Here is a 26982-nt window from a genome sequence, read left to right on the forward strand (position 1 = left end):
AAGAAAATTTAGGTTTATCGGCATGGTTAAGCGGGCTGACACAATTTGTTTATAGCAAGGCGGCAGAAGCGTAGTGCGCCAAGACAGCGCCCGGTAGTCTGCCCGCGTTATGTCGGGGAATTTTTCCGGGGAAAAGCGGGGCCGGAAGTATATGCGTTTTAAAAATAGTCTTACAGGAAAGTTCATGGTGGGTATCACTACTCTTACGGTCGTCCTGATGCTGCTTAACCTTGTCTGGAATATCAGGCAGTATAATGCGCAGGCAGAACTGGAAATGAAGGAAAAGGCGGCTGTTATCACCCAGCAGCTTATCGCAATTCGGTCTTTTATTGCCTTAAAACAGGATACCATTAACTACAGTTGTGATGGCAGCTTTGAGTTTAAGCATTTAAACCCCGCTGCCGTAGGCAAAGGCGTCGGCGAAATTTTCAACGGCTACTCGGGCTATAAATTTAAGCAAACCCGTCCGGTTGTGCGCGATCAATACAATGCGCCCGACCAGTATGAACTGGAAGCGATGAAACAGTTCGCCGCCGACAAAAACATCGAGGAACTGTGGGGCTATGATGAGACAGGCGAGCAGCGCGTTTTCCGGTATATGGTGCCGCTCTACTACGATGAATCCTGCCTGCCGTGCCACGGACGACCGGCCGGCGAGCTCGATATGGCGGGGCATCGCAAAGAGGGATTCGCCGCCGGGAATTTTGCCGGCAGCATCAGTATCGTATTGCCGCTGTCTTTGTTTGAGGCGGCGCAGCGCACCAATATTGCCACCCAGGTTACCTTTATTCTGTTTATGGTCCTGACAAACATTGGCTTGACATACCTCATGATGGAGCATATCGTCATTACTCCCATCCAGCAGCTAACAAGCAAGGCGGCGGAGATTGGCAAGGGAAATTTGTCGGCCCAGCTCACCGAAGTCCAGACCTATGACGAAATGCGAGCGCTGGCCGAGGAGTTCAATCTGATGGCCAGCAAACTAAACGAGCTTTACTCCGGGCTTGAGGAAAAAGTAGCCGAGCGGACGGCGCTGTTGTCTGCGGCCAATGAGCGGCTGAGGGCCCAGGGGCGTGAGCTGCAGGCCATGAATGAAAAGCTGGCTGGCGCCGACAGGCTAAAATCAGAATTTCTGGCCGTCATGAGCCATGAGCTGAGGACGCCGCTTACGGCCATTATCGCTTTTACCGAAATTCTGCTGGTCGAGGGGGAGACGCTGAGCAGCCTGCACCGTGAATACTTGCAGGACATTCATGAAAGCGGGTATTTGCTGCTGGGGCAGATTAATGATATTCTCGATATGTCCAAAATTGAAGCCGGCCTGAGCAAGCTTAGCGGCAGCCCGGTCAGGCTTAAAGACGTGCTCGACCACCTGGCCTGCAGCATGTTTCCGCTAGTGAGCAAAAAGCGGCTGGCGCTTACTGTCGACATAGCCGCCGATGTCCCGGTCATTATCGCCGACAGGGATAAGGTTACGCATATTTTTCGCAATTTGCTCGGCAATGCCGTTAAGTTTACGCCGGAGGGCGGCACGGTTGCTGTTCGCGCAACGCGGAACGGCGCCGACGAAATTATGGTTACCGTGGAGGATAACGGCATTGGCATAAGCCAGGGCGACCAGCAGCATATTTTTGATAAGTTTCGTCAGGCCGACAGCGCCGGTTCGCGGGAATATGCCGGCAGCGGCTTAGGATTGTCGCTGGCGCGCAAGCTTATCGAAATGCATGGCGGGCGGATCTGGGTGGAAAGCCAGGTCGGCCGCGGGAGTTCATTTAGCTTTGTTTTGCCTGTTAAAGCAAAGGGGTGTTAAGGACAATGTCCGGCGAAAAAATACTGGTTGTTGATGACGACGCCAAAATACTTAAAATTGTTAAGCATTGCCTGGAGAAGGAAGGCTTTCAGGTGGTAACGGCTGCCGACGGCGAAGAGGCGCTGTCAACGGTGAAAAAGGAGCAGCCTGACCTGGTTATCCTGGACTTAATGCTGCCTAAACTTAACGGACTTGATGTTTGCAGGGCGTTGACGGCCGAATATGCCGTTCCGATCATTATTCTGTCGGCTAAAGGCGATGAGCTTGACCGCATTGTGGGACTGCGGCTGGGGGTCGATGACTATTTGGCCAAACCGTTTAGCCCGGTTGAACTTGTCCTCAGAGTCCAGGCCGTTATCCGCAGGGTGCAAGGCTGGGCAAAACACCCGGTAAGCCAGGTCCTGGAGTACCGGGCCCTGCGCATCGACGCGGGAGCACGGACGGTGACGATACATAGCAAAGCGATCAACCTGACGAGCAAAGAGTTTGACCTATTGTGGCTGCTTGTCAGCAACCGCCAGCAGGTCTTTACGCGGATGCAGCTGTTAAATAAAATCTGGCATAGTGATTATGAGGGTGACGAAAACACCGTTACTGTCCACGTCAGACGGCTGCGTGAAAAAATTGAGCCAGACCCGTCGACCCCTTTTTATATAAAAACAGTCTGGGGGGTGGGCTACAAATTTGCTTGTGAATAAGCCAATGGAGTTTAGCACGCATGGCAGGCTATCAGCCGAGTCCGTGCGTGTTTTAGTTTGCCGGGCCTATATTGTAATACTTTCGTAAGAATTGCTTAATAATTCTGTTATTATCTTTGGTTATGATGGAGAAAAGATAGACCGCAAGGAGGTCCGGCATGGAAAGGAGCGGAAAAACAGCCTTGTTTGTCGGCGGTATCTTATCATTGCTGCTTGGTGGTTTTACCGATAAAAAGCGGGCGCAGGCCTGGCTACGGCCGCCGGGAGCGCTGGCGGAGCCGGAATTTTTGGCCATGTGCCTGCGGTGCGGCAAGTGCGCGGCAGTTTGCCGTCCCCGGGCTATCCGGACAGCAACAGGCCAAGGCAGACTGGCGATCGGTACGCCGTACATAACTCCCCGGCAGGCCGCTGGCGATCTATGCCTTACATGTATTACCGCCTGTCCCAGCGGGGCGCTCAGGCCTGTGGAAAAGCACAAGGTCCGGCTGGGACTTGCCGAAATCGACAAAAACGCTTGCTCTTCCTGGCTTGGTGATGAATGCAAGGTTTGCTATACCAGCTGTCGGTTTTATAATCAGGCCATTAAGCTGGAAGATCATAAGCGGCCTGTTGTTGAGCAGGCGGTCTGCACAGGCTGCGGCGTGTGCGAGCATGTTTGCATCGCCGGGCCGGCCGCCATTACAGTCCGGGCCGGGCAAGGCTGATGAATATTGTAATTGTCCGGAGAACGGTTCAAGTTTTGGCGTTCTCCTTATTGGCGTTGCAGCGGGGGCCGGCGCTGCCGGCAAGTATGCACATGCGGGTGGACGCCGCCGGCAAATCGCCTGTCGACCGCCTGACCTGCACTAACTGCGGCGACTGCGTGGCGGCCTGCCCGGAAATTGTACAATCATGCTTGCAATTGCCAGGCCCAATAGGCCTCCCTGATTTTAATATTTTATTAGTATAAAGGAATTTTCCGGGCAGCACAATGGGCGGCAGCTAAAAATAGGCCGGAAGGCCATGTGCGCAAAAAGGAGCCGGCTATGCAGCAACGTGTCAGTATAGACCTTATGGGTATAACAAAAAAATATGGCAACAACTTTTTGTTCAGTCAGATAACTAAGAGCATTGAGCCGGGCGTATGCCTGGCGGTGACAGGCAGCAACGGTTCAGGCAAATCGACGCTGTTAAAGGTTATGGCCGGCCTGATAAGGCCGACGGCCGGTCATGTCAAAGTACGGGCCGGGGGCCGGGAGCTGAGCGCCAGTGAACAGGCCGGCTGTTTTGGCCTGGTATCACCGGAAATTGTATTTTACAACAATATGACAGGCTTTGAAAATGTTGACTTTATCCTGCAGTCCGCCGGAATCCGTCTGCTCCCGGCGCGCCTGGTAGACTGTTTGGCCACAGTCGGCCTGCCTGGCCGCTGTCACCATTTTGTCGGCGCCTATTCAACAGGCATGCGCCAGCGGCTGAAATTCGCCGTGCTCGCCGCCCTCGAACGGCCTGTATGGCTGCTTGACGAGCCTTCGTCCAACCTGGACGGCGCCGGCAAAATGCTGGTAAAAAGCCTGGTAATGGATGCCCTGGCAAAGAACACAGTTGTTGTGATCGCAACAAATGAAGCGGAGGGAGCTGCCTATGCCGGACAGAAAATTGCGTTGGGTTAGCCGGCTGTGGGCCGTTATGCGCAAAGATGCGCGGTGTGAGCTGAGGAGCCGCTACGCTGTCGGCGCGCTGGCCATGTTCGCCCTGGTTACTGTAGCCAGCATCAGTATGAGCCTGGCCGGAGCCGCACTGCGTCCCGCCCTGGCTGCCGCTTTGCTGTGGGTCAGCCTGTTCTTTTGCGCCATGGCCGGTTTAGCCCGGGTCTTTGTCCTGGAGCAGGAGGCCGGGACGCTGTTTATGCTCCGTCTCTATGCCGACGGGCAGGCTGTTTTCTTCGGCAAGACGCTGTTTAATAGCCTGCTGTTGCTGGCGGCGACAGTATTTGTCGTCCCGCTGTCGCTGCTGCTCTTAGACTTTTCTATCCCCCAGTGGCCGGCTTTTATCGCCGTAGTCGTCCTTGGCGATATCGGCATTGCCGCCATCGCGACGCTGACCGCCCTCATGGTGGCAAGAGCCGGCGGCCAGGGCGCCCTCTTTGCAGTTATCACGTTTCCGCTCTTATTGCCGCAGTTTTTAACGGCGATTGCGGCGACTGCCCAGGTTTTCGACAATACCAGGCCTGGCAGCGATATATTTTTGTTTATGGCCGGGTTCGACGCGGCGGTATTGGCCGCAGCCTCGCTATTATTTGATTATCTTTGGTCTGATTGAAAGGGAGGGTTGTTTGTGAGAACAGACTTAAGCATGTTTGCTACCGGCCTCTTAACAGCCGGCGTTATTTACGCCGTATTCGCTATTGTGCCGCCGGCCGAAGGCCTGGGCGATTTAGTCAGGATTGCCTTTTTTCACATCCCGGTGGCCTGGGTTTCGGTACTGGCGTTTCTGCTGTCGGCGGTCTGGGCCTTTCAGTATTTGCGGACCCGGCGCGCAGAGTATGACAGGCGCAGTTCGAGCGCGGCAGGCCTTGGCTTTAGCTTTTGCCTGCTGGCTACCGTGAGCGGCGCTATTTTTGCCAAACTGACCTGGGGGGCTTACTGGAACTGGGACCCGCGCCAGACAAGCATTTTTGTGCTTCTCCTTATTTACGGCGCATATCTGGCGCTCAGAGCCGCGCTAGCCGACGAGGAGCAAAAAGCCCGGACTGCCGCCGTCTATTCGATTTTTTCCTTTATGACTGTGCCCTTTTTAGTTTTCGTCATTCCCCGGCTTTATTTTTCGCTGCACCCCTCGCCTGTTATCAATAGCAACGGCAGGATCGACATGGACCCGGTCATGCTTTACGTACTGGGAGCGGCGCTTGTGGCTGCAACCGCCATATTTTGGCAGCTGTTTGTCCGGCAGGTAAGGTCCAAACGCCTGCAGGACCAAATGGCTGCCGCTAGTGTAAAGGAGGAGCAGCACCAATGAAAAAACGGCATATCGCCGGCGGGGCGATTATTGTGATTTTTCTTATCTATAGTCTGACGACTTTCAGCAGTGCGCTTACGCCTTATGTTGGTCTGGCTCAGGCCAGAACCGCCCCAGGCGCTGTCCAGGTGCGCGGCGTGCTGGCGTCCGATAAGATAGCTGTGTTTGACAACGGCAGGACAGTAGCCTTTACCCTTAAAGACGAAGCCGGCAATGAGGCTCTCATCGTGTACAGCGGCGTCAGGCCTGACCGGCTGGACCACGCGACAAGCATTGTCGCTGTCGGTACCTTCCGGGGCGACAGATTTATGGCCGAAAAGCTGCTTGTCAAATGTCCGTCCAAATACCAGGGGAGCGTGAAGCAATAATGATTGGTTATGCTGCGGTATTCATTGCCTTAGTTGCGGCCGGGGCCGCCGTATTTTGTTATCTCAATGCGTTTGTAGCCTCTTTTTCCCGCCGCGCTGACAAAAGAGTAGACAGGGGCGAGCGAACAGGGCTCTGCTTGTACCGGTTGTCGGCCGGCGGCGTGATGTGCGCGTCGCTCTATCTGTTTTATATTATCTTGACAGACCAGTTCCAGTTTGCCTATGTATTTGGCCACTCGGCGCGCGACCTCGGCCTTGCCTATAAGTTTTCCGCCTTTTGGGCAGGACAGGAAGGCTCTTTTCTCTTATGGGCTTTGTTTCATGCCGGGTTCGGCCTGATTGCTTTCCCCCGCAAAAATTTTCCCGGCGCTTGGGCTGTGTACTGTGGCGTGCAGTGTATGCTGCTTGTCACGCTGCTGGCCAAGAGCCCGTTTATGATGATTGTCGGGCAGCAGCCCGACGGCTTTGGCCTCAACCCGCTCCTGGAGGATCCCTGGATGGTCATCCACCCGCCGCTGGTGTTTTTAGGCTATGCCGGCCTGGCTGTTCCTTTTGCGTACGCTATCGACGGCATGGTAAGCGGGCGCCATCAGGAGTGGGCCGGGCGCTCGCTGCCGTGGGCGCTGTTTGCCTGGGCGCTGTTGGGCGCGGGTATCTTCATTGGCGGTTTCTGGGCTTATAAAGTCCTTGGCTGGGGAGGGTACTGGGCCTGGGACCCTGTTGAAAATTCGTCGCTGGTGCCCTGGCTGGCCTGCGGCGCTCTCATTCACCTCCAGCTTATTGTCCGCGTCCGTGCAGCGGCTGCGAGACCGGCTTATTTTGCTGCGCTATGCACTTTCGTCCTTGTTATGTACGGCACGTTTCTTACCCGCAGCGGCCTGCTGAGCGATTTTTCCACCCATTCGTTTGCCGATGAAGGTGTCGGCGGGCTGCTCGCGTGCTTTGTGCTGATTACAGCCGTCCTGAGCCTCGGACTGCTTGTTGTCCGCTGGCCTACGCTGCCGGACGGTGCTGTATATCCCGCCATCAAAAGCCGGGAGTTCCACCTCGCGGCAGCGGCCGTTGCTTTTGCCGTTATTGGCGTTATCGTGCTTGTCGGCATGTCTACACCGCTTGTCACCATGCTTATCGGTCAGCCGCAAAATGTCAGCCTAGCCTTTTATAACATGACTACCCTGCCGCTGGCCGCGCTGCTGGCTATGCTGCTTGTCACTGGCCAGCTCGTCGGCTGGGGTGATAATACGGCGCCCCTGCTTACACGCTATTGGTGGCTGGTACTCCTCGGCCATATCGCTGCGATCGCCGCGTTTTGGGGCGGCGTCCGCCCCCTGGCGGCAGTTGTGACGGTCGGCCTGGCAGCGGCGGCGCTGGCCGCCGGCGCGATCGCTGTAGCTACAAAAAAAATAAACCGTTCAGGCGCCTTTGCTCATATCGGTGTGGCGTCCGCGCTCATCGGCATTTTGTTTTCCTCCCTGGCCAGCCAGTCGATGTTCCTTAGCCTGGAAAAAGGCGAAAGCCAGCAGGTACTCGGCGGTACGCTTACTTATCTCGGCGATACCATGCTGGATAACGGCAAAGGGTTTTACCAGAGCTTTAAGCTGGCAGGAACGGCCGACACTGTTGTAGCGGCCCTGACAAAGCTGAACAAAGAAGGACGCCATGCCGCCCATGAACCGGGAATTTACCGCGGGCTGGCAGCCGATATGTACCTGGCGCCTGTCGCCCGGCATGAAGAGAGCCAGCTAAAGGAAATCGGGCTCGGTAAAGAGCAAACTGCCGAGGAGGCCGGGCTGGCAATCAAGCTCATACGCTACGGCATGGGCGGCAACCCGGGCAGCGGCGATATCCGCGTTTACGCGCTCCTGGAGGTAACAAAAGACGGTAAAACGCTGGAAGCCAGGCCTGAACTCGTTTCCCAGGGCGGCCAGATTGTGTCGGTCCCCTTAACAGTCTTTGACCATTATCAGCTTAACCTTGTTGCTGTAAGTCCAAGTCAAAATATGGTCGGCCTCGGTGTAAAAGATCTAACTCAGCCCCCGGAGGAGCGTGTTGACGTTGAGGTTAGCCGCAAGCCGCTCATCAGCCTTGTATGGCTGGGGACTATTTGCGCAACGGCAGGCACGCTGGGAGCCGGCGTAATGCGCATCAGAAAGAAACAGTAACTACGCCCCAATAAAGGAGGTTTTTTCTATGATTGGTTGTACAAAGCTGCTCTGCGGGACGGCAACGGTATCCGATATCGTCAAGTATGGCCGAAGCTCCCGCGGGCTGCCGCCGCATATGCTGCAGTTTTCTGCCGATGCCACGCCAATTGTCGTCTGGAATACGACGAACCGCTGCAATTTATCCTGCCGGCATTGCTATATTGATGCCAAAGACGCGGTGTATGCCGGCGAATTCACAACCCAGGAAGCGAAAGCCTTTATTGACGATCTGGCCGCCTGCCGGGTGCCTGTTTTGCTGTTTTCCGGCGGCGAGCCGCTCCTGCGGCCCGACTTGTTTGAACTGGGCACTTACGCCGGGGAAAACGGCATCAGGCCTGTCATTTCCACCAACGGCACGCTGATTACGCCGTTGGCAGCCGCTCTGATCAAGGCTGCCGGCTTCCAGTATGTCGGCGTCAGCCTTGACGGCAATGAGCAAGTCCATGACAAGTTTCGCGGCCGTTCAGGCTGCTTTGCCGAGACGATACAAGGCATTCGCAATTCGCTGGCTGCCGGCAATAAAACAGGCGTCCGCTTTACCATCAACAGGCTTAATTATCATACGCTGCCTGCTATCCTGGATATTGTGGAACAGGAGGGCATACCCCGCTTTTGCATGTACCATTTGGTGTATGCCGGCCGCGGCCGGGAAATGGCTGAGCTTGACACTACACCGGAACAAAAGCGCGCAACAATGGAGCTGTTGATAAAAAGAACGCAAGACTTCCACCGCCGTGGCATTGAGGTCGAGGTGCTGACAACAGACAACCACGCCGACGGCGTCTATATTCTCCAGCATTTTGAGCGTACGCAGCCCGAGCGGGTCGGGGAGGCCAGGCAGCTGCTCGCTATGCATGGCGGCTGTTCGGCCGGTCAGAAGATGGCTAATGTCGATCCGCAGGGCAATGTTCACGCCTGTCAGTTTTGGGGCCACAAGACGCTGGGCAATGTGCGGCAAACGCCGTTCAGCGCCATTTGGCAGGAAACGCAGGATGAATTTATGCTGAAAATGCGCAGCAAAGCCGCCTACCTGGAAGGGCGCTGCGGCCAGTGCCGCTATAAAGAGCTGTGCGGCGGCTGTCGCATTAGGGCCGAGGCCGTGTCAGGCAATTTGTGGGGCGAAGACCCGGCCTGCTATTTGACCGACTGGAAGGAGTGAGCCCGTGATTATTTCGTGGAATACCACAAAAGCCTGCAATATTCGCTGCCGGCATTGCTATCGCGACGCCGGCGCCGGGCTGCAGGACGAATTGTCTACGACCGAGGGCCAAAAGCTGCTCACTCAAATGGCGCAGGCCGGTTTTAAAATCGTCATTTTGAGCGGCGGCGAACCGCTGCTCCGCCCTGATATCTACGACCTTATCGGCCACGCCAGGGGCGCCGGCCTGCGCCCTGTCCTCGGCACCAACGGCATGCTGATTACGCCGGACGTTGCCGCTAAGCTCAAACAAGCCGGTCTGGCCTGTGCCGGCATCAGCCTTGACAGCCGGGATAAAGCCAAGCATAACAGGTTTCGGGGTGCAGCCCGGGCCTGGGAGCAGGCGGTCGGCGGCATGGCGGCTTGTCGTGAGGCCGGTCTGCCGTTTCAAATTCACACGACGGTGATGAACTGGAATGCCGGAGAAATCACCGCGCTTACCGATTTTGCCGTCGAAGCCGGAGCTGCCGCCCACCATGTGTTTTTTCTCGTCCCGGTCGGCCGCGGCAAAGATATTGCCGAAGAGACATTAAAAACGGCGGCATATGAGGCGCTCTTAACGCGCATTTTGCAAAAGCAGACTGAGGTGCCGCTCGAGATCAAGCCTACCTGTGCGCCGCAGTTTATGCGCATTGCCAAACAAAAAAACATCCCCGTGCGGTTTAGCAAAGGCTGTTTGGCCGGGACGGCCTATTGTGTTATTGTACCGAACGGCGACGTCCACGCCTGTCCTTACCTGCCCCTGCCGGCAGGCAATGTGCGTCAGGACAGCTTCGACGCCATATGGCGAAACAGCCCGCTGTTTGCCGAGTTTCGGCAAACCCCGCTCAAAGGCGGCTGCAGCCGGTGCGGCTTTGACGATGTCTGCGGGGGCTGCCGGGCCAGGGCGTACTACTATTCTGACGGCGATTATCTGGCAGAGGAGCCGTGGTGCAGCTATGGGCGCTGAGGTCTTGTTTGAGCCTGATGAATTTGATGTAAAAGTGCTCAACGCCTTGCAGTATGATTTTACCGTGTCCGAACGGCCCTACCGCGATATAGCCGTAAAGCTGAACACCAGCGAAGAGGCTGTCCTCGAACGGGTCAGGCGGCTGTATGCCACAGGCGTTATCCGCCGGCTGGGCGCCAGCATCGACAGCAGGCGGGTCGGCTATGTGAGCGTGCTGGTGGCGCTTAAGGTTGATAAAGCGCTGGTGCTGCCTGTCGCCAAAGTTGTCAACAGTTTTGCCGGGGTGACGCACAACTATCTGCGTGACGATGAGTTCAACATGTGGTTTACCGTAATTGCGCCCGACCAGAACGCGCTCGGCCATATCCTGGCAACGGTTACAGCCACGCCGGGAGTGGCGGCCATTATGCCGCTTACCGCCAAGCGCGTGTTTAAAGTCAATGTCCAATTTCCGCTGGTTAGGGAGTGTGGAACATGACAGAAACAGAACAGAAGATCATCAGCGCGCTCCAACAAGACCTGCCTGTCGTTGCCCGGCCTTATGCCGCTGTGGCCAAACGCTTGTCGATGTCGGAAGGCCGGTTGTTAAGCGAGATCAGGTCGCTGCTGGAGCGCGGCGTTATCCGCAAGGTAGGCGCCGTGCTGCGCCACCGGCGCGTAGGCATCAAGGCCAACGCCCTGTGCGTCTGGCAGGTGCCTGCAGACAAACTAACGACAGTGGGCGAACTGTTTGCCGCATTGCCTGTCGTTACCCACTGCTATGAGCGGCAGACACAGGCCGGCTGGCCCTATAACCTGTACACAATGGTGCATGCCGGCACGGAAAAAGAATGTCAGGAACATATTGCCGCCATGCAGCGTATGAGCGGCGTCGGCCTGTTCCGGGTCTTATACAGTACCCGCGAGCTAAAAAAAACAAGCATGCGTTACTTTGAATAGAGGGCGTTACTGCCTCGCCCGCGTTATTTCTTCCGGGGTCAATGTCTTCCTGCCGGGGACTAAAGCATTTACCCAAATTATTAAGAAAGGAGGCGATAATGTTGGATACTGGTCAATATTTAAACCGTAATGCGCTCAAGCTTATGGCTATTGGCTGTATTGTTACGGTAATAGGCCTGGCGCTGGCCGGGTTCGGCTACGCCCAGGCGGAGAAGCCTGCGTTTTGCGGGTCCTGCCACTCTATGGATCAGGCGTACGCTACGTGGCACATGTCGACGCACAAGTATATCGACTGCACCGAATGCCATTTGCCCAACAACAATATAGCCGTCAAAATGGTAGCCAAAGCTCAGACCGGTATTAACGATGTCTATCATGAAGTGATGAGAGATTATCCGGCAACCATCAAAGTTTCTAATCAAGGAATGCGGACTGTACAAGACAACTGCCTGCGCTGCCACAAGGCCACGGTGGAAGCTACCGGGATGGGGGCAGGCGGGCAGGACTGCACAAAGTGTCACCGCGGCCTTGTCCACGGGTCCAACATGAGCAAAGGGGGGATAAAGGTTGAGTAAGTCGCAGAAATTTTTGATTGCTTTGCTTGGTGTACTGCTCATTTTCTTTGGGTTTGTTATTGCGCGAATTGGGATATCCAGGCCTGCTGCCACCGTTACATTAGCGAAGATTCCGGCAGGAGAATATGATCCGGCGGTGTGGGGCAAGGTATATCCCCTGCAGTACGAAAGCTATCAGAAAAACCAAGAAATGTCGCCGTCGCCGACAGGCTATGGCGGCAGCGTAAACGTCCAGAAATATGACATGATGCCTGAAAACAAAATGAACTTTAAGGGCATGCCGTTCAGCATCGACTATACCGAAGACAGGGGCCACGTCTTTGCCATGCACGATGTGCGCGAAACCAAAAGGATCGGCCCTAAGTCGCCGGGCGCGTGCCTAACGTGCAAGACGCCTTATGTTGACAAGTTCTACAAAGAATCAGGCTGGGATTTTGCCAAAAAGCCGTTCAGCGAAGTGGCGCAGCAAGTCCCCGACCATGGCGCGATCAGCTGCGCCAGCTGTCATGACCCTGAGACAATGGACCTCAGGGTGACAAACCCGGCCTTTACCGAGGCCATGCAGCGGCGCGGCATCGACGTTGCCCAAGCCAGCCGTGAAGACATGCGCAGCTATGTATGCGGCCAGTGCCACAGCGAGTATTATTTCGCCCCCGGCACCATGCAGGTTGTTTTCCCCTGGGATAAAGGCTTAAAGCCTGATCAGATGTACGAATATTATGCCGGTATGCCGAACGGCTTTACCCAGGACTTCCAGCACCCTGACTCCAAGGCTGCCATGCTAAAAGCCCAGCACCCTGATTTTGAGACATGGGCGAACGGCACTCACGGCCAAGCCGGTGTATCGTGCGCCGACTGTCATATGCCGTATATGCGCAAAAACGGGCAAAAGTACAGCTCGCACCAGATGACAAGTCCGCTTAAAAATCTGGACGCCTCGTGCGGCGCCTGCCATACCCAAGGCGCAAACTGGCTGCTGGCCAAAGTCAGGACTACCCAGGACTACACCTTCCAGGCTATGCAAATGGCCGGCCAGAATGTGGCCAGAGCTCATGAAATTATCGGCAAAGCCAGCCAGGTAGCAGACGCCGACCAGGCAGAACTGGCCAAAGCGCGCGAGCTGGTGCGTAAAGCCCAGTGGTATTGGGATTTTACAGCTGCTGAAAACGGCATGGGCTTCCATAACCCGGACCAGACGCTTAATACCCTGGCTCAGTCCAATGAACTGGCGCGCCAGGCTATCGAGACCGCCAACAGAGCAGCCGGTGTAAACATGTTATAATTATAAGCAGAACGCCTACTTGATTTACAACAAAAAAATGGCAACCGGCAGCAGCCGGTTGCCATTTTTTTTGTTTTGAGGCCTTGCTTACTGCGACGGCCCTTTTGTTCTTACACGATGGTCACATCAAATAATGCTGCCGCCGGCCTGGCCAGGAGAAATTCGGCAATCTCCTCTTTGAGCAGGGCAAGCCGTGCGCCCTCGGCAGCGGTCAGGGTGCCGTCATGGGTTTTATAGGCCAGGGTAATAAATTCCGCCGGCAGCAGGCCGTGTTTTAACGAATATAGGCGTTTGCTGTTCTGATATGTAATTTCAAAGTAATAGCGGCCGCCACAGCCGTCGGCGGCATCAGGCGCCGCTGTGCCAGCGGCCGTCTGGGGGTCAACAAGCATTGCTGCCCGCGATTTTGCCCGGGTGACCATTTCCAAGCCATCAATAATCCCCGGTCCCTGGACGCCAATCAGGACAGTAATTTTCTCCCGCGCCGGCGGCTCAGCCGGCGAAAGCTGGCTAAAGGCCAGCTCCAGCAGCTTAAAGGCCATCGCCACCCCGCCGATAAACTCCCGCCCGTGGTATTTGACCATATCCTGAAAAGAAATGGCAAGCACATCCTGGTGGTCTTTAATTAACAATGCCGGTTCCATAGTTCCTCCTTTACGCTAATCCAATGGGCATCCCTAACCGGGAGACCGCGCGAGCCGCGCCGGTTAGCTCCGGATAAAATCCGCCAGCTGTAATTCCCGGTCAAACCGGCTAAACGTGTCTGCCGCCGTTTGCGTCCGGTTTTGCTCAGGCTGCCGGCTGCCCGGCGCGCGCCGGTTGTGCAGATAAGCGCCCACGCCGGTCCCGCTGTCGCAGCCGCCCGCACAGTTATAGACCTCCGTCAGTGTCGGCAGCGGCTGCTTTTTGACCAGGGCGGCCTGATAATCTGCCAGAAACGGATAGACCGAGCCGGTGCCGCTGATTTTCCGATAACTCCCTGGCGGCAGGTGCCCGGCCAGGCATTCGCAAATCCCGCCGTACGCGGCGAGCGTCTGGCCGTTGCCTTCGCCGGCATCAGTAAAATCCACCGGCTCGTAGCGGTTCAGGTCAATGCCGGCCGCCTGGAGATGCTGCTGCAGCCGGTTGATGGTGATACTGTACTCGATGCCGTACGGCTGAGGCCGGTTCAGGCGGATCTCGCCGCGTTTGGCAATGCAGGGCGATAAAAACGCCAGCTTCTCCCGGACTGCGGCATACTTTTGCAGATAGACGGCAGCGCACTGGAGCGGGCTGTATACCGGCAATAAATGGGCCTGCAGGCGGGGGGCATGTTTACCAATATAATTGTTGACGGCCGCACAGGGCGAGGAAAGGTAGGGCGTGTCCGGATTGCGCCGCAGGATGTGGACATAAGCCCAGATCGTGATGTCGGCGCGCAGCAGGACATTATAAAAAGCGGTAACCCCCAGGGTTCGCAAATAGCCGAACAATCGCCGGTAAGCGGGAAAATGCCGTTGGACGGCCGGCGCCACCAGCAGGGCTAAGGGCTTGCCGGCAGTTAACTCAGCCAGGAAGGACCCAATATCGTCCTGGTAGTCAACCGCCTGGTGCGGGCACCGCCGGAAACAGGCGCCGCAGGTAATACAGTCCTGATTGACAATCGGCTGTACCGACAGACAGCCGTCTTGGCTGCGGCCGAGCGGGCAGGCCGCAAGGCACAGCCGGCAGGTGCGGCAGCGGTGGCCGGCAAGGGTGATTTCCGTCTGCCGCTGCGGCAGTGTCACCGCCCGGCCCACCGGCCCTTTCTCCCTGCTCGTCGTGCTAATACCACAAAACATATGATTCCTCCTGCGACGCCGGTGATCAGCTGGGGCCAGCTCAGCATCATTTTTATCATGACTGCCAGGTTCTCCGGCAGATGGACAAAGGTTAACAGCCAGGCCACCGCCATATACAGGCCGGCCAGCTTCAGCCCGGCCGCCGCCGCAACCGCCAGCCAGCGATTGACCGGCAGCAACACTTTATAGCCAATAATATAGAGGATATTGGCGGCAATCACCGGGATAATCAATACTGGCACAGGCAGGGCCTGCTGCAGATAGGCAATAACGGGGGCGGCAAGCCCCAGCAGCAGGGCCGCCTGCCAGCCGGCGGTTTCCACCGCTGCCAGCAGGCAGGCATTAACGGCACTGCCAATGACAAACATGGAGACAAACGCCGGCACCGGCACAAGCAGGCGCAGGGACTGAAATATAAACATCAGCGCCAATAGCAATGCGGCTCTTGTCATACTGCGATACATGGCATCCTCCCTGTTTCAGTAATACTTGAATACTTGCGCGGACCGGCTGCTTAGAATTTCAGCCGGATTTCGCTGTAGACAAAGGCCCCCTGCAGGGACAGGTCCTCATCTTTCTTGTTGAGCAGGTTTTCCACCCCGACGCTGAAGGTATAATTGGGAGTTAGGGCCTTTTCCAGATTGACGTTCCACAGGGCATAGGACTTATTTTTACTGGCATCCGCACCGGCATCATACAGAAAATCGCCATAAAATTCGCACCAGAGACTGGCCCGGACCGAATCGTGGTCATCATAGGCCAGGCGGGAGGCCAGCTTATGGCGGGCCCGGTTTGTCAGCCGTGAATTGTCCTTGTCATCGGTGGCATCCAGGTTGGTATAATTGGCTGTCCAGGAAAGGGTCTCCGACAAAGGATAGCTCAGCTCGGCCTCCACCCCCTGCAGGGTGGCCTTGTCGATATTCTGATAAGTAACTTGACTGCTGGACAGCCATTCTTCTTCAATCATATTGTCAAGCTTATTGATAAAATAGGTCAGCTTGCCGGTAGCCTTGCCCCAGTCCTGCTCCAGTGAGAGCTCATAGGAATTCGACTTTTCAGACCGGAGTTTGTCGTTGCCAATTAGGGTTACAAAATTGTCATTGCGTTTCACCGATGAGCTGATATAAAGCTGATTGGGGGTGGGACTGCGGAAGCCCTTGGCAAGGTTAAGCTTAAGCCGTGATTCCCCGCTGGCCTCGTAGGTGAGGCCCAGCTTCGGGCTGAGATTGCTTTCAAAGCGATTGCTGTCGTCATAGCGGAGGGAGGAAACGGCCAGCAGTTTGGGCGCCACCTGCCACTGGTCCTGAATATATAACGCAGAATAATCGAGATCAATGCCTGAGCCCGTAAGAACCTTGCCGCCATGGTTCACAGAAAATATTTTCTGACCGGTTCTGACTGCGGTGCCGCGGAATTTTTCCGGCCGGTATTCGCCGCCGTAGGTCAGGATATGCCGGTCCCCGGCCTCCCGGGTCAGGCGGGCTTCGAAACCGGGCAGGGTGCGATGAGAGTCGCCAAAATTCATGAATACGCCGGATGCGGCATTATAAATATCACTTTTCTTATAATACTCGGATAAATAGGCCCGCAGAAAAAGACTGTCGGTGGCCGTCTCCTGTTTGTTGTAGCTCAATGAATAATCGTAGCGCTTATTCTGGTCATGAATTCTCATTCTGGTGGTTCCCGCCGGCGTTTCTTTATAAGCATACTCCTGCGTATCCTCACTCATATAGGCCGCAGTCAGGGTAATGGTTTCGTCTTCTGTCAGCCGGTAATCCACGCTGGTGCTGATATTCTCCCGCTCGCCATAGGGCGCATAAGTTGTCCCGTTGCTTTTAAAGGAGGCGTTATTCTCCAGCCGGGAGCCGGATAGGGTCACCCCGGTTTTGCCCTGCAGCCCCGAATCATAGGTAAAATGATAGCGGTCCTTCCCGCCCCGGTCGCCGCTGCTGAAGGCCCCGTGGCCCAGGCTGGCACTGAAGGCCGGTGCGGCGGCCCGCTTGGTGATGATATTGACCACGCCGCCCATTGCATCGGTGCCGTACAGGGAGCTGACAGGGCCGCGCACAATCTCAATCCGCTCCACATTGGCCAGCGCGATCCGGTCCAATTCATAGTTCTGGTCAATCTCCGACGATATCCGCTTGCCGTCAATGAGGATCATCGAGAAGCGGGACTCAAAGCCCCGGATCGAAATGGCATCCCGGCCGGTGGAGCGGATCATGCTGACCCCGGCGGCCGTGCTGATAATATCTTTTAAGGTGTGGGCCCCCCGGGCTTGCATATCGGCCTGGGTAATCACCTCGACCGAGGCCGGTACTGTTTTTTTCTTCATATCGGTCTTGGTGGCGGTGACCACAACCTCATCCAGGGCAAATTCCTCAGGCTCCACCGCCTGCGCATAGGTAGGGGCTGCCGAAAATGCTAAGGCAGTCAAGGCTACAAGGGCTGTTTTTTTCATCATGTCTCCTCCTCGTATACATCAGCATAGCTTGAATAAAAAACCTTAATGAACGATAATGAAAACCTTTATCATTTGTGTTTAGGTGTATTATAATGAAATTAAAAAATAAGTTGTGTATCCCAGGTTACACATTTGGAGATGGAGTGAAAAATGGAGAATTTTTTCCCGGCGATCGCCAGCTGCCCGCTGTTTAAAAACTGCAGCCGCTCGGACCTGGAGCGGTTTCTGGAACAGGCCGGCTACAAAATCGGCAATTATCGAAAAAACCAGTTCATTTTCAGAATGGACCAGCCGACCACCGACGTGGGGATTATCCTCACAGGCAGTGTCGAGGTGCAGAAAATCTTCCCGTCCGGCAAGGTGGTCAACCTGATCTGCAAGGAAAAAGGCGAACTATTCGCCGAAGGCACGATATTCTCCAGCCTGCCGGCCTATCCGTGCCAGGTTATAGCCCGGGCCAGCACGGACATTATGCTGCTCCCCAAGCAATACCTGATCAGGGCCCTGGCCGACAACAGCGTGCTGCTGGCCAATTTTCTGGCCCTTATGGCCGACAAGCTTGTTTTTTTGAACAAAAAAATTGAGCTGTTGTCCTATTGCTCAATTCAAAGTAAAATTGCCTATTCATTATTGCACTGTATTGCCACCAACGGCAATGGCAGCGTCATCAAGCTGCCGTATACGCAAAAGGCGTGGGCCGAGCATTTGAACGTGTCGCGCCCGTCCCTGTGCCGGGAGCTGAAAAACCTGTGCGACGCCAAGATTCTCCGGGCCGACAGAGGAACCATCACCATTTTGCGGCAGGACAAAATAGAGGCGCTTTTAAATGAATAAGTGGTAATTAGAACATGGACTGAGATAAATTCCGCTCGCGCCCGGCAAAAATCAACGGCAGCCGTTCCTTATTGCCCAGTCCCCTTTCTCCGGCCCAGTGAGTTGAATACCAGTTCATGCGAATGGTCGATCAACCCTTTGATCTCCGCCGCGGGTATCGTGCCATTAAGCACCAGCGTGTTCCAGTGGCGTTTATTCAGGTGATAGCCGGGGGTAACAGCCGGATACTGCCGGCGCAATAGCTCGGAATAGGCGGGATCGCATTTCAGGGACAGAATATCCTGTCCCTGCCGCCGCGACAGCAGGGCAAAGATTTTAGCGGCCACTTTGATGACAATGACATCAGGGCCAAACGGGTAATCTTCCCTGGCTCCCAGTTTAGTCAGGCAATAGGAGTAGCATGCTTTAGAGTTCATAATTTCTCTCCTTTCTCCGGCTGTATGATAAGCCTTTTTGAGATGAATGACAGCGTAGCCTTGTAAGCAAGACAAGTCTAGGCTCTTTACTTATAAGCAGAAAACCGCCCATGTAAAAGCTCTCTGAAAGGAATTTTTTCTTCTCAGAGAGCGATGGTACGCAGAGCACTAATTTATATCAAATAATATCAGAATGGCTTTGTTGCCTGTAATCCGGCTATTCCCCACAAGCATAAGGGACAATGGTAACAGGACAGCCGGCGGCGTTGAGCACCCCGTAGCTGACGCTGCCCAGGACCCCGCCCAGCACCGGATTCATACCCCGGGAGCCCATGATAATCATCCGCACCCCCGTAGTGGCACAGCCGGACACAACCGGAGCACCGGCCATCGCCTCCAGGCAGATTTGCTCCTTGGCATCGCCGATCCGCAACCGGAGCTCATAGTCTATACCGGCCTCAGCCAGTATTTTTCGCGCCGGGGCGGCAGTCTCTGCAAACAGCTGCTCCTGATACTCGCGGATTGTATTCTCTTTAAAAAACATTTTCGTATGGACGGTCTGAAAACTAGGCTGAACATTTAGGACAATCAGTTTTTCCTGCAGCAATTTCGCCATAGTAATCGCCAGTTGCAGCGCTTCGGTGGCATTCCTGGACCCATCGAACGGAACAAGAATATCTTTCTTCATAAAAACCTCCCGCTTTCCAGTCTCTTGTTTTATGGTAATTCGCCGCAGCCGCCGATTCTCCTTTTTTGGCAAGAAACAGAAATGGAAAAAGGAGGTTTTATGCTCTGATTATCGGTTATGCTAACCTGCCAATCCTTGCTTCAACCAACTCAACTATTTTGCACGAATGGATTAAATTCCTCAAGGTATTGATATGAGGATAAAGATAGATATCCTCGCTCATAACCGGCACAGTAAGTGCTATCTCTGCAAGGACAGCCTGAGCCGCCGTCGCCGGCAATCTCTCCCCTTCGAGGAATTGATGCGCCTGGTATACTGACAATAATTCAATCGCCAGGATAAATTCCAGTTTTTCCACAACCTGCCTGGCTTTCTTAGCCGCGTTGTAGCCCATCGCGACATAATCTTCCTGATTGCCGCAGGTTGGTATCCCGTCAATCGTTGCCGGATGCGACAGGATCTTCATATCATTCAGCAAGCCCGCCTGTGTATACTGTGGTATCATCAATCCCGAATTAAGCCCCGGATTTTTGATAAGAAACCAGGGGTAGCCGGAGAGACTGCCGTCTACCAGCCGGTTGTTTCGCCGCTCGGACATCTTGGCAAGAACGGTAGCGGCAATGCAGGCTGAATCCAGCTCAATGCCCACATACGATGAATCCGCGTTGCAGCCGGAAATAGCTTCGCCGTCAGCGCCTTCGGGCCAGAGAATCGGGTTATCACAGCAAGAATTTATTTCTGTTTCAATGGTTTTTAATGCATCTTTCAGAGTTTTTTTGGCAGCCCCGTGCAGTTGGGGTATACACCGAATCGACAGCGCATCCTGTAAGCGGTGATCCCGGAAATGGGCCGCAATCTCCGAATCGTGCAGCACATTTCTTACATTAGCCGCTGTGCTGCGCTGGTCCTCATGGGGCCGGACGCTCATCAGCCTGTCGTCAAAAGCGCGCGTAGTCCCTTTCAGGACTTCCAGCGTCAGCGCACCGATGATATCGGCGCACTTGGCGGCGTTGAGCATGTCATATAAAACCAGCGAACCAATGGCCGTGACGCTGGTCGTGCCGGACACCAGCACCAGGCCTTCCTTGGCCGCCAATGCGGTCGGGGTAAGGCCTACCCGCCGCAGTGCTTCCTTGGCAGGCAGGAGTTCGCCGGCCACATAGGCCTGGCCTTCACCAATCAGCACTAATGCCATATGCGCTTCCGGACTGAGATAGCCGACAGATCCCTCGCCGGGGGCGAACGGCGTGAGACCAAGGTTTAGAAATTGCCGGTACAGCTCTACCGTTTCCAGCCGCGCCCCACTGAAGCCTTGGCCGACATTCTGCAAAACCATGAACATAGTCGCCCGTACTTCTTCAACTGATAAGGGAGACCCCACTGAGGTAGCGTGTGATATCACAATATTTCTTTGCAGCTGCGCTGTTTCCGCCGGTGAAATCACCTGCGTGCAAAGCGCCCCGAAGCCGGTGGTAATACCATACATCACCCGGCTCTCCCCAATCCATTTTTCCACCAGGGCCCGGGATTTTTGAACCCCCTGGCAATAGGCCTCAGAAAACTCCACCTTGGCGCCAAAGCGGGCGACTGCCACCAATTCTTCTATAGTCACCCGGCTGCTGCCAAGAACCACTGTTGACGTATTACGGATATCCTTTTTTTCCGTCATGCTTACTGCCTCCCAGTGAAGGGAAAAACACACCGGCCTTTCCCTCCGATAATGTGCTAATGCTACTCTTCTACTTTGTCAATGAAAAATACTTTAATAGCCGAAGCCACTTGCAAAACAAAAATAAACAATACCATAAACCCGCCGGCTGCCGCCAGGAATTTCACCCCGTCAACCCCCTGAGCGCCGCCGGCATAGGCAACCATAAAGAAAGAAATGGCTCCTATCGAAATACCCCACAGGCATTTTTGCCACAACGGCGGTTCTTCATCATGCTTGGAGTTTTTCGTGCAGATCGATGCAATAGTGGTTGTCATTGCATCAGCGGCAGTGGAAAACGAAATGATAAGTGTAATCATAACTACCGGTATAAGAATAAAACCTGCCGGCAAATTGGCCAGGAAAGCCCACAAGCCAGCCACCGCCCCACTGGCTTTAATTGTGGCGATCAGGTCCACTACTCCTTTCATCTGCCATTCAATGGCCGTCGAACCCCAGATCCCGAACCAGACCAGACCAAAAACAGAAGGAAGTATCCAGTTAATAATCATAAACTCACGAATGGTTCGGCCATATGCGATCATAGCCAGGAAAATTCCCATCAGCGGCGCGTAGGCAATCCATATAGCCCAGTCATATAAGGTCCACCACATAACCAGCGCTTCACCGCCGATATCACCTGGATCAAGGCCCCACAGCCAAAAGTTCTGCAGCCAATAGGCCAGGCTAGCTACCGAGTTTCGGCAGATATACAGCGTAGGTCCGACAACTACCAAAAACAGCAGGATACAATAGAATATTTTGGAGTTGAAAACAGCCAGCCACCTGATCCCTTTATCCACACCCAAGGCTGAAGCGATGGTAAACGTAGCTGTCGTAACTACCGCCAGGGTCAGCCAGATCAGGGGCGCCTGTTTAATGCCGTAAGAAAGTTCCAAGCCGGATGCTACCAACGCAATCCCTGCTCCCAGGGAAGAAGCCAGGCCCAAAGCAATAGCAAGCAAGGACAATGTGTCAATCACATTTGGCCAGATTCCCTTAGTTATTTTTTCTCCGAACAAAGGGATCAATGTTGAAGTTACCGATAACGCTTTCTTCTTGTTGAAGTACATATAGGCTACAAGTAAGCCGCAAAGAGAATACATTGCATAGGGTATAAACGACCAGTTATAAAAACAACGGGCAATCGCATAAATAGCGGCCAGCGGTGTTCCCGGCGCCACACCGGTCTGTGCCATTTCGCCGTAGATATTGCCAAAATAAATAATTGGCTCATTGGCACCGTAAGTAATTACACCAGTGGCAATCCCGCCCTGCAGCGCCATGGCAAACCAGGCCATAAAAGGATACTTAGGCTTGGCATCGGCCCCGCCTAAACGGATACTGCCAAATTTGGAGAAGGTAACAATGGCCACAACAACTAATGCTATAATGGCAATAACCTGATATAACCAACCAAATGTTCTTAATGACCAGAGAAATGAGTTCATGGCCACGTCTGTAAGCAGCTTATTATTGACAATGCCGACTAAGGCAGCCCCCCCCACAACCAGAAAGGATGGCCAAAAAACACCTTTACGTACTTTCTTTGTTTCTACCGACACCTGAGTTGCCTCCCTTGTGCTTTTGTTACGTCACCTGTGTAACCGGAAAAATCCCAGCTTATTCACCTCCGCTTTACTTTCCGGGAGAATATTCACAAGATTACTATTGCAAAAATTATGCCAATTCTAAATAATGTCTCCTATTGGCGGATAATCAGGTAAAACAGGCAGAAAAAAAATACTTTTTCAGCTATTTATACTACAAATAAAATAATCGTTTGTAATTTTATAAAAAATCACAAACGATTTGGGGTTAATTGCCATAAAATCTTTTCGCAAAAAATTCGATTTTTGGTATTTCTTCCTTTAAGCTGATCCATATGCCAACTTTTTTTGCATCTATTGGCAACGTGTAAAAGAAAGCTCGGTTCCATCAGACAAAATAACTGCCAAATAATACGGCACCACTGAAAAAAATTTTTGCACTAATACTTAGTTTCTTCATCCGGTACTGCAAGCTTTGCCTGCTGATCCCTAGTTGTCTAGCGCTATTGGTAATATTCCCCGCTGTGGCCGCAAGCGTCCGGCAGATTAATTCGTATTCGTACCGGTCCATGCATTCAGCAAAAGTCCCGGTGGCTTCAGGCATGGCTATCTTCACCCCCTCGCACTGCGCCGTTAGGGGACTAGTCCCAGCTAATATTAAATAGCCTGGGAGGCATTCCATTGTCAGTATGCCGGCGTCGTCGGCAGTACGGTTAACGGCATATTCAAGGACATGGTGAAGTTCCCTTACATTTCCCGGCCACTCGTATTGTTGAAGCACAGCCAGTACTTCCGCCGCAAGCGCCAGTGGCTCCCGGTGATACTGCCGGCACAGCTCCTGCAGGAAAGTTCGGGCCAGCAAATGAATATCCTGGCCCCGGTCTTTTAACTCAGGAAGATCGATTCTAATGGTTGATATCCGGTAATAAAAATCCATACGGATTTTTTGCTGCTGCATCAGAATATTAAGATCCTCGTTCGCGGCCGAGATGATCCGCACGTCACATTGGATGTATTTACTGCCGCCCACCCGTTGGCAGCGCTTTTCCTGCAATACCCGCAAGAGCTTAGCCTGTATCTCGGGGCTGATGGAATTGACTTCGTCAAGAAAAATAGTGCCGCCGTTTGCCATTTCAAAAAGACCGGCCTTGCTGACACTGCCTGTAAAGGCCCCTTTCTCCGTGCCGAAGAACATGCTCTCAAACAGATTGCCCGGCACGGCGCTGCAATTAATATCAATAAACGGCTTATACCTTCTGGCGCTAAATGAGTGAATGCTCTGGGCCACAAGCTCCTTGCCGGTTCCGGTAGCCCCCACAAGCAGGATGGACGAATCAGTCAGAGATACCTTTTTGGCAAAATGAATCATATCTTTCATATTTTCGGCCTCATGCACAATATCGTCAAAGGTATACAAGGCCGGCTGCTTCACTGGCTCGGTACTGCCGATGTATGCCTCCAGATTGAAAGTTCTGGTTTTAAGCTGTCTTAGTACAGATATATCACTTTCAAAAACAACGGCGCCATATAGAGTGTTGTCAATAATTAAGGGGTAACCGGAATTAATAGTAGTCAGGATTGTCCCGTTTTTCATTTTAAAGCGGTCACACCGGTTCGCAACCGGCTTTTTGGTGCGCAGAATTGTCAGGACCGTACTGTATTCTTCGTTAACATCGTAAATATCAAGCAAATGCCTGCCCAGATAATCACTGCTATTATATCCCTCCAGGGCCTCACTGGCGGGATTGGCAAACAGAAAATACCCGTTGCGGTCGTAGATTTGCACCCCCTCGGCCAGATGCCCGTAAATCTGCTTGTAAAAATCAAGCAGTACGCCGCTACTGCTTACATATAATACGCTGCCATCCGGTTCAGCGACACACTGATAGCGAAAAAACTTGTTGCCAAGCTCCACAATCCCCTGCTCTTTTAGCTCAGCCCCCAACACATGGCTAATTGGCTGACCGATTAAGCCGGCACAAATACCGTCTGCCAGCAGCGCCGGATTTTGCCCAACCGCCTGCACGGCCTGTATGCGAAAATCAACAGTAAGTTTAATAATCAAATCAAGCATAGTTGGGCAGACCTCCATTTCCTGCTTCTTATCCGGACAACCGCCCGCCGGGTACTGCGTTTCCTGCTACAGCGAGTAGTGAATAACCATACTTAACCGTACCGGCCCGGTACCGGGGTTATGATAGGTATGGCGCTTGTCGGCCCGGAAGGTTATCGAGTCGCCTTGCGGCACAATGTATTCTTTATCGTTTGTCAGCAAAGTTAATTCGCCCTCGGCCACAGTAATAAACTCCTGTGTCTTCTCGCCATGGGTATCTGTGCTCAATCGCCCGCCAGGTTCTATTTCCACGATGTACATTTCGAACCGGCGGCCGTCCGCATAGGGGAAGACGGGGTACACCTTATAACGGCCGTCATCCTCAACGAGCGGCTCAATCCCGGCCTTATGCACAACCATTGCCTCGTCCTGGGGGGAGTTAATTATTGAGGTAAAGGAGACCTTCAGTCCTGTGGCAATTTTCCAGATGGTGTTGATGGTGGGGCTGGACTCCCCCCGTTCGATCTGCCTCAGCATGGATTTGCTAACACCGGTAAGGTCGGCAGCCTTCTCCAGGCTTAATTTCTTCTCCGCGCGAATCTGTTTCAGATTATTGGCGATTATCCAATTTAAGTCCTGCAAAATTTACCTCCTCTGTCTTGTAATCAGCCGATTCTATGTTATAATATCCTCAATACGTTATATAAATCATTATATACGTTATAACGAACAGTTTATCCGGTTTATTTTTAATTATAGCATATTGCAGAATGTTTTACCTATGCTGCGACGGAGGGGAAAATGAAAAACAAGGTCCACAGCTTCCAGGAAGGGTTGATCGCCGGCATCCCCCTTATTATTGGTTATTTCCCGGTAGCCATGGCCTTTGGCCTGCTTGCCAAAACAGTCGATATCTCCCTATTGGACAGTTGCCTGTTTTCCCTGCTGGTCTTTGCCGGAGCCAGTCAGTTTATGGCGTTAGACCTTATTAAAGCCGGTATTGCCATGGGTGATATTGTGCTGGCGACATTGCTGCTTAATCTGAGACATGTAATGATGAGCGCCGCCCTTGCCGTACGCCTGCCAGACGTAAAAAAGCGCTGGCTGCCCTGGATTGCTTTTGGTATTACTGATGAAAGCTTTGCGGTGGCCTCTGTACAGCCGGGCAAACTGACCGTGCCTTTTTTGCTGGCTTTACAGGGATTCAGTTATCTGTCATGGGTTGCCGGCACTTTCGCCGGCTATCTGCTGGGCAATGCCCTGCCGGTCTCGGTTAAGAGCGCGCTGGGAGTGGGACTGTATGCCATGTTTACGGCCATCCTGGTGCCTGAGATCAAAAAGTCGGCCAGTATTCTGAGCTTAGCATTATTGGCAGGAATGATCTATGGCGCCAACCACTTCTTTACTCTGCTGCCGCCCGGCTGGGGCCTGATTGCAGCGATTATCCTGGCTTCACTGGCCGGTCTCTTTTTATTAAACGCCGAAGCCGGGGAGGAACAGCCATGACGAAGCATTTACCGCTAATCCTGGCTATGCTGCTTGTTACCTACGGGCCCAGGCTTCTCCCCTGGCTGCTATTATCCAAGCGGCCGGTGCCGCCTTTATTACGGCGGTTTCTGCTCTATATCCCCTACACGGCGCTGGGGGCGTTGATTGGCAAAGGCATCCTGGAAGCCCCTGCAGCCATGACGGTGGCAACCCTTGCGGGCATAGCCGTGGCCGCCGCCTGCTCCTGGTATAAAGGCGGCCTGGTATCGTCTGTCTCAGCCGCGATCATGGCCGTATTCCTGCTCCTGTCGTATCAGTAGAAGTCAGTCCTGCGGGGCCCACAGCTCCGCAGAGAAAAAGCCTTTGCCAACCTGGCTGACTGAGCCTGTCATAAAAACATGGCCGCTTGGCCGGATATCGACGGTAATGATTCCTCCCGGCATATGAACATTAATTTCATTATCAACCAGCCCCAGCTTATAAGCCGCACTGGCAGCCGCACAACTGCTGCTGCCGGAGGCCAGGGTATAGCCGGCCCCGCGTTCCCAGATTTCGATCCGGATATTATTGCGGTCCAGCACTTGCAGGAACTGAACATTAATCCGGTGGGGAAATAAACTATGGGTTTCGATGGCCGGCCCCAGCGCCAGGGCGGTTGCCGGTAAGGCTGCCTCAGCCAGGACGACGCAATGAGGATTGCCGATTGATACACAGGTAACCGCCAAAGGCCGGCCTGCAACCATCAGCTCTTCATTCACGACCTCTCTTGCCGTCAGGGTTCAGTATCTGCAGACAAATCGCGCCGCCCTCGAAGAAAGGGCCGGCAAGAATCCCGTCTGAGCCAATTCCGAAATGACGGTGGCAGATCAGCCGGATGTTTGCCGCCGTCAGCTCAACACCGGCCTTATTGGGATCAATCACTATAGTCATTACCCAGGGCA

General features: G+C 53.9%; 30 protein-coding genes. 18 read left to right on the forward strand and 12 right to left on the reverse strand.

The genetic code is table 11. The features are described from left to right. Positions 1-151: 151 nt before the first annotated feature. From ACZ481_RS22880 to ACZ481_RS22950, 15 genes are all read left to right on the forward strand, one after another. Positions 152-1810 carry an ATP-binding protein gene (locus ACZ481_RS22880; RefSeq protein WP_464767645.1) on the forward strand — a complete coding sequence of 553 codons (1659 nt, stop codon included), beginning with the start codon at positions 152-154 and terminating at the stop codon, positions 1808-1810. Between the two features lie 5 nt (positions 1811-1815). Then, positions 1816-2508, forward strand: a complete 693-nt coding sequence (locus ACZ481_RS22885) for a response regulator transcription factor (protein ID WP_464767646.1) — start codon at positions 1816-1818, stop codon at positions 2506-2508. Between the two features lie 158 nt (positions 2509-2666). Continuing rightward, the gene (locus ACZ481_RS22890; RefSeq protein ID WP_464767647.1) at positions 2667-3212 is read left to right on the forward strand and encodes a 4Fe-4S dicluster domain-containing protein; all 546 of its coding nucleotides are present in this window, start codon (positions 2667-2669) and stop codon (positions 3210-3212) included. Then, positions 3212-3457 (forward strand): hypothetical protein, encoded by a 246-nt coding sequence (locus tag ACZ481_RS22895; protein ID WP_464767648.1) that lies wholly within the window; start codon positions 3212-3214, stop codon positions 3455-3457. The genes ACZ481_RS22890 and ACZ481_RS22895 overlap by 1 nt, the downstream gene beginning before the upstream one ends. Positions 3458-3560: 103 nt before the next feature. Continuing rightward, positions 3561-4160: an ABC transporter ATP-binding protein gene (locus ACZ481_RS22900; protein WP_464767649.1), complete on the forward strand. Its 600-nt coding sequence runs from the start codon at positions 3561-3563 to the stop codon at positions 4158-4160. Next, on the forward strand, positions 4132-4809 hold the full coding sequence (locus ACZ481_RS22905) for a heme exporter protein CcmB (RefSeq protein WP_464767650.1): 678 nt from the start codon (positions 4132-4134) through the stop codon (positions 4807-4809). Before ACZ481_RS22900 ends, ACZ481_RS22905 begins: the two co-directional genes overlap by 29 nt. Before the next feature lie 33 nt (positions 4810-4842). Continuing rightward, positions 4843-5505 carry a cytochrome c biogenesis protein gene (locus ACZ481_RS22910; protein ID WP_464770684.1) on the forward strand — a complete coding sequence of 221 codons (663 nt, stop codon included), beginning with the start codon at positions 4843-4845 and terminating at the stop codon, positions 5503-5505. Beyond that, complete coding sequence (locus ACZ481_RS22915) at positions 5502-5873, forward strand: cytochrome c maturation protein CcmE domain-containing protein (RefSeq protein WP_464767651.1); 372 nt, start codon at positions 5502-5504, stop codon at positions 5871-5873. The genes ACZ481_RS22910 and ACZ481_RS22915 overlap by 4 nt, the downstream gene beginning before the upstream one ends. Next, complete coding sequence (gene ccsA / locus ACZ481_RS22920) at positions 5873-8035, forward strand: cytochrome c biogenesis protein CcsA (protein ID WP_464767652.1); 2163 nt, start codon at positions 5873-5875, stop codon at positions 8033-8035. Before ACZ481_RS22915 ends, ccsA begins: the two co-directional genes overlap by 1 nt. Before the next feature lie 28 nt (positions 8036-8063). Further along, entirely contained in the window at positions 8064-9236 is a 1173-nt protein-coding gene (locus ACZ481_RS22925; protein WP_464767653.1) for a radical SAM protein, read from the forward strand. Between the two features lie 4 nt (positions 9237-9240). Then, positions 9241-10224 carry a putative heme d1 biosynthesis radical SAM protein NirJ2 gene (nirJ2, locus tag ACZ481_RS22930; protein WP_464767654.1) on the forward strand — a complete coding sequence of 328 codons (984 nt, stop codon included), beginning with the start codon at positions 9241-9243 and terminating at the stop codon, positions 10222-10224. Continuing rightward, positions 10214-10702, forward strand: a complete 489-nt coding sequence (gene ahbA / locus ACZ481_RS22935; RefSeq protein WP_464767655.1) for a siroheme decarboxylase subunit alpha — start codon at positions 10214-10216, stop codon at positions 10700-10702. The genes nirJ2 and ahbA overlap by 11 nt, the downstream gene beginning before the upstream one ends. Further along, positions 10699-11163, forward strand: a complete 465-nt coding sequence (gene ahbB / locus ACZ481_RS22940; protein WP_464767656.1) for a siroheme decarboxylase subunit beta — start codon at positions 10699-10701, stop codon at positions 11161-11163. Before ahbA ends, ahbB begins: the two co-directional genes overlap by 4 nt. Positions 11164-11261: 98 nt before the next feature. Next, entirely contained in the window at positions 11262-11738 is a 477-nt protein-coding gene (locus ACZ481_RS22945) for a cytochrome c3 family protein (protein WP_464767657.1), read from the forward strand. Next, positions 11731-13020, forward strand: coding sequence for an ammonia-forming cytochrome c nitrite reductase subunit c552 (locus ACZ481_RS22950; protein ID WP_464767658.1), 1290 nt, complete (start codon positions 11731-11733; stop codon positions 13018-13020). The genes ACZ481_RS22945 and ACZ481_RS22950 overlap by 8 nt, the downstream gene beginning before the upstream one ends. A gap of 110 nt (positions 13021-13130) precedes the next feature. Here the strand turns inward: ACZ481_RS22950 and ACZ481_RS22955 are convergent, their stop codons facing one another. The 4 genes from ACZ481_RS22955 to ACZ481_RS22970 form a co-directional block, all read right to left on the reverse strand. After that, positions 13131-13664, reverse strand: a complete 534-nt coding sequence (locus ACZ481_RS22955) for a hypothetical protein (RefSeq protein ID WP_464767659.1) — start codon at positions 13662-13664, stop codon at positions 13131-13133. A 63-nt stretch (positions 13665-13727) separates the two neighbouring features. Then, on the reverse strand, positions 13728-14840 hold the full coding sequence (locus tag ACZ481_RS22960) for a [Fe-Fe] hydrogenase large subunit C-terminal domain-containing protein (protein WP_464767660.1): 1113 nt from the start codon (positions 14838-14840) through the stop codon (positions 13728-13730). After that, positions 14783-15304 (reverse strand): hypothetical protein, encoded by a 522-nt coding sequence (locus ACZ481_RS22965; RefSeq protein WP_464767661.1) that lies wholly within the window; start codon positions 15302-15304, stop codon positions 14783-14785. The genes ACZ481_RS22960 and ACZ481_RS22965 overlap by 58 nt, the downstream gene beginning before the upstream one ends. A gap of 50 nt (positions 15305-15354) precedes the next feature. Beyond that, positions 15355-17304, reverse strand: coding sequence for a TonB-dependent receptor plug domain-containing protein (locus ACZ481_RS22970; RefSeq protein WP_464767662.1), 1950 nt, complete (start codon positions 17302-17304; stop codon positions 15355-15357). A 150-nt stretch (positions 17305-17454) separates the two neighbouring features. Here ACZ481_RS22970 and ACZ481_RS22975 point away from each other — a divergent pair, with 150 nt between their 5' ends. Next, on the forward strand, positions 17455-18138 hold the full coding sequence (locus tag ACZ481_RS22975) for a Crp/Fnr family transcriptional regulator (RefSeq protein ID WP_464767663.1): 684 nt from the start codon (positions 17455-17457) through the stop codon (positions 18136-18138). A 68-nt stretch (positions 18139-18206) separates the two neighbouring features. Here ACZ481_RS22975 and ACZ481_RS22980 read toward each other — a convergent pair whose 3' ends face one another. The 6 genes from ACZ481_RS22980 to ACZ481_RS23005 all read right to left on the reverse strand — a co-directional run bounded on the left by ACZ481_RS22980 (position 18207) and on the right by ACZ481_RS23005 (position 25195). Then, on the reverse strand, positions 18207-18554 hold the full coding sequence (locus ACZ481_RS22980; protein WP_464767664.1) for an MmcQ/YjbR family DNA-binding protein: 348 nt from the start codon (positions 18552-18554) through the stop codon (positions 18207-18209). Between the two features lie 217 nt (positions 18555-18771). Beyond that, entirely contained in the window at positions 18772-19242 is a 471-nt protein-coding gene (locus ACZ481_RS22985; RefSeq protein WP_464767665.1) for a universal stress protein, read from the reverse strand. 115 nt (positions 19243-19357) lie between these two features. Continuing rightward, on the reverse strand, positions 19358-20911 hold the full coding sequence (locus tag ACZ481_RS22990; protein ID WP_464767666.1) for an HAL/PAL/TAL family ammonia-lyase: 1554 nt from the start codon (positions 20909-20911) through the stop codon (positions 19358-19360). A gap of 62 nt (positions 20912-20973) precedes the next feature. Then, positions 20974-22515 (reverse strand): BCCT family transporter, encoded by a 1542-nt coding sequence (locus ACZ481_RS22995; protein ID WP_464767667.1) that lies wholly within the window; start codon positions 22513-22515, stop codon positions 20974-20976. A 373-nt stretch (positions 22516-22888) separates the two neighbouring features. Then, entirely contained in the window at positions 22889-24574 is a 1686-nt protein-coding gene (locus ACZ481_RS23000) for a sigma-54 interaction domain-containing protein (RefSeq protein ID WP_464767668.1), read from the reverse strand. 66 nt (positions 24575-24640) lie between these two features. Further along, a complete protein-coding gene (locus ACZ481_RS23005; protein ID WP_464767669.1) occupies positions 24641-25195 on the reverse strand; it encodes a helix-turn-helix domain-containing protein in 555 nt (184 codons plus the stop codon). 159 nt (positions 25196-25354) lie between these two features. Here ACZ481_RS23005 and ACZ481_RS23010 point away from each other — a divergent pair, with 159 nt between their 5' ends. After that, a complete protein-coding gene (locus tag ACZ481_RS23010) occupies positions 25355-26059 on the forward strand; it encodes an AzlC family ABC transporter permease (protein WP_464767670.1) in 705 nt (234 codons plus the stop codon). Beyond that, positions 26056-26361, forward strand: coding sequence for an AzlD domain-containing protein (locus ACZ481_RS23015; RefSeq protein WP_464767671.1), 306 nt, complete (start codon positions 26056-26058; stop codon positions 26359-26361). The genes ACZ481_RS23010 and ACZ481_RS23015 overlap by 4 nt, the downstream gene beginning before the upstream one ends. 3 nt (positions 26362-26364) lie before the next feature. Here the strand turns inward: ACZ481_RS23015 and dapF are convergent, their stop codons facing one another. Together dapF and ACZ481_RS23025 are read right to left on the reverse strand one after the other, a co-directional pair. After that, positions 26365-26799, reverse strand: a complete 435-nt coding sequence (gene dapF / locus ACZ481_RS23020; RefSeq protein ID WP_464767672.1) for a diaminopimelate epimerase — start codon at positions 26797-26799, stop codon at positions 26365-26367. After that, the gene (locus tag ACZ481_RS23025) at positions 26792-26971 is read right to left on the reverse strand and encodes a hypothetical protein (RefSeq protein ID WP_464767673.1); all 180 of its coding nucleotides are present in this window, start codon (positions 26969-26971) and stop codon (positions 26792-26794) included. Before ACZ481_RS23025 ends, dapF begins: the two co-directional genes overlap by 8 nt. Positions 26972-26982 lie beyond the last annotated feature (11 nt).

The organism is Sporomusa intestinalis (assembly GCF_055383785.1).